The sequence below is a fragment of the Pseudomonas sp. EGD-AK9 genome, from assembly GCF_000465935.2.
GTDB lineage: Bacteria > Pseudomonadota > Gammaproteobacteria > Pseudomonadales > Pseudomonadaceae > Aquipseudomonas.
Map to the genome: position 1 here is coordinate 1 of NZ_AVOF01000370.1, position 2,992 is coordinate 2,992.

The following is a 2,992-nucleotide window of genomic DNA, read 5'->3' on the forward strand; positions in this document are numbered from 1 at the left end:
GGTGCCGAGAGCGAGCACCAGTTCGACTACCGGGTGCGCAGCGCGCCGGCCGAGCCGCTGCACCTGGAAGCGCCGACGCTGCCGGATCTGTCCGGCTACACCATGGACGCCGTGCTGGCCAAGATTCCACGCCAGGACAAGGGCCGCGTGGCGGTGCGGCGCATGCTGCGCCAGGACGCGCTGAAGGACTTCACCGGCGGCAACGAGCGCCTGCGCGAATGGGTCAAGCGCCAGCAGGGCATGCCCCAGGCGATCTTCATCGAAGGTGGCCTGGTCACCGCGCAGGACCTGGCCAAGGCCCTGCCCGCCAGCCAGTTCGAAGAACAGCAGCCGGGCGTCTACCTCGCCCGCCTGCCTATCGTGGTCGCCCAGGGCGCGACCCTGCACGTCGGCAAGGAGACCCGCGAGCTGCGCCTGTCGCAGGAACGCGGCGCCTTCCTGGTCAACGACGGCCTGATGTTCCTCACCGACACCCGCGTCACCGCCTGGCGCGAGGCCGACAAGGGCCCGGCCACCCTGCGCGACGACGGCAAGGAGTTCCGCCCCTTCCTGGTGTCCTGGGGCGGCAGCGAGCTGTACATCGCCGGCAGCGTGCTGACCAGCCTGGGCTATTCGAATTCCAAGTCCTACGGGGTGTCGATCACCCAGTACACGCCGAACATGCATGCCCGCCTCAAGCGCGAGGAGCCGACCGGCTGGCTGATCGATTCGGAGTTCGTCGACCACTGGTACGGCTTCTACTGCTACGAAGCGCAGAACGTGGTGATCAAGGGCAACACCTACCGCGACAACATCGTCTACGGCATCGACCCGCACGACCGTTCGCACGGCCTGATCATCGCCGAGAACAAGGTGTTCGGGACCAAGAAGAAGCACGGCATCATCATTTCGCGCGAGGTCAACGACAGCTGGATCATCAACAACGAGAGCCATGACAACAAGCTCTCCGGGGTGGTCATCGACCGTAACAGCGTCGGCAACCTGATCGCCTACAACCGCGTGCATGGCAACCATGCCGACGGCATCACCATCTACGAGAGCGGCGACAACCTGCTGTGGGGCAACCAGGTGCTGCGCAACCGGCGCCACGGCATCCGCATCCGCAACAGCGAGAACATTCGCCTGTACGACAACCTCGCCGCGCTCAACGAGCTGACCGGCGTGTACGGCCACATCAAGGACCTGTCCGATACCGACCGCGACCTCAAGCTCGACCCCTTCGACACCAAGGTGTCGATGATCATCGTCGGCGGCACCCTGGCCGGCAACGGCTCCAGCCCGATCAACATCGACTCGCCGCTGTCGGTGGAGCTGTACCGGGTCAAGCTGATCGCCCCGCGCAAGAGCAACGGTATCCAGCTCGCCGGCATCCTCGGCGAAAAACAGGAACAGATCCTCGACCTGCTGGTGCGCCAGCGCCAGCCCGTGCTGATCGACCCGATCGATCCCGAGCAGATGACCAATTGACGAGGCCCACCATGATCGTTTCTCCGCTCAAATCCCTCGCCCTGGCCGTGGCCTGCGCCGCCTGCGGTGCCCTGCAGGCGCAGGAGCGCCAGGCGCCGCAATACCAGGTCGAAGACTGCTGCTCGCTGTGCCCCGCCGCGCACGACGCCAGCCGCTACACCAGCAACTACATGAAGAACTTCATCACCCTGATGGACGCCGAGGAAGGCTGGCTGTTTCGCAGCGTGGAAGACCTGCGCACCGAGTTCGGCACCAGCGAAACCGGCTACCAGCGCCTCAAGGAACTGCGCGACGGCCTCAAGCAGCGCGGCGTCGAGCTGGTGGTGGTCTATCAACCGACCCGCGGTCTGGTCAATCGCAACAAGCTCAAGCCCGCCGACTACCAGCGCTTCGACTACGACAAGGCGCTGGCCAACTACCGCCAGGCGCTGACCCGCTTCGAGCAGCTGGGTATCTGGGTGCCGGACCTGACGCCGCTGACCGACGAGGACAGCGACCAGGCGTTCTATTTCCGCCGTGACCAGCACTGGACGCCCTACGGCGCCGAACGCACCGCGCGCCTGGTGGCCGAGACGGTCAAGCGCATCCCCGGCTTCGAAGATATTCCGCGCAAGGAGTTCGTCACCGAGCGCGTCGGTCTGATGGGCAAGACCGGCACCATGCAGAACGTCGCCAGCCAGCTGTGCGGCACCGGCTACGCGGTGCAGTACGTCGATCAGTTCGTCACCGAGCCGAAGGACGCCAGCGATGGCGACGCACTGTTCGGCGAGGCGAGCAGCCCGAAGATCGCCCTGGTCGGCACCAGCCACAGCGGCAAGAACTACAACTTCGGCGGTTTCCTCGAACAGCACCTGGGCGCCGAGGTGCTCAATGCCGCCTTCGCCGGCGGCGGCCTGGAAGGAGCGATGCTCGAGTACCTGGGCAGCGAGGCGTTCCAGAAGGATCCGCCGAAGATCCTGATCTGGGAATTCTCGCCGCTCTACGACCTGGCCTCGGACAAGATCCACCGCCAGCTGATGGCCACCCTGAACAACGGCTGCAGCGACCAGAGCGCCCTGCTCAGCGCCGAGACGCGCCTGCGCCCGGGCAGCAACGAGGTGCTGGTCAACGGCGAGAACCGCCTGCTGACCCTGGCCGGCACGCGCCATCAGCTCGACCTGCGCTTCAGCGATCCCTCGGTCAAGCGCGTCGACGCCACCGTCTGGTACCTCAACGGCCGCCGCGAGCAACTCAAGCTGGAGAAACCCGACACCGCCGACACCGACGGCCGTTTCGCCTTCGAGCTGCGCGACGAGCCGGGCTGGGGCGAACAGAACTTCTTCGCCCTGGAAATCCAGAAACCCGAAGACAGCGCCGACGACCTCAAGGTCGAGGCCAGCCTGTGCCAGCGCCCGAGCGGTGCCGGCCAGCAGGTGGCCCGCCACGAGCCCAGGAGTTGAGGTTGCCCATGAAGCGATTCGCCCCCGCCCTGCTCGCCAGCCTGCTGTTCGGCGCTCCGGCCTTCGCCGCGCTGCAGCCGCCGCCC

General features: G+C 66.3%; 2 protein-coding genes. Both read left to right on the forward strand.

The annotated features are described in order from the left end of the window. Positions 1–1,467: mannuronan 5-epimerase AlgG (algG, locus tag N878_RS16535; protein ID WP_021444720.1), on the forward strand; the 1,467-nt coding region annotated here is incomplete at its 5' end. Between the two features lie 11 nt (positions 1,468–1,478). Next, on the forward strand, positions 1,479–2,906 hold the full coding sequence (locus tag N878_RS16540) for an alginate O-acetyltransferase (RefSeq protein WP_021444721.1): 1,428 nt from the start codon (positions 1,479–1,481) through the stop codon (positions 2,904–2,906). Positions 2,907–2,992 lie beyond the last annotated feature (86 nt).

Coding starts and splice junctions, on each gene's coding strand:
- N878_RS16540 (WP_021444721.1), top strand. CDS start 1,479: ATGATCGTTTCTCCGCTCAAATCCCTCGCCCTGGCCGTGGCCTGCGCC.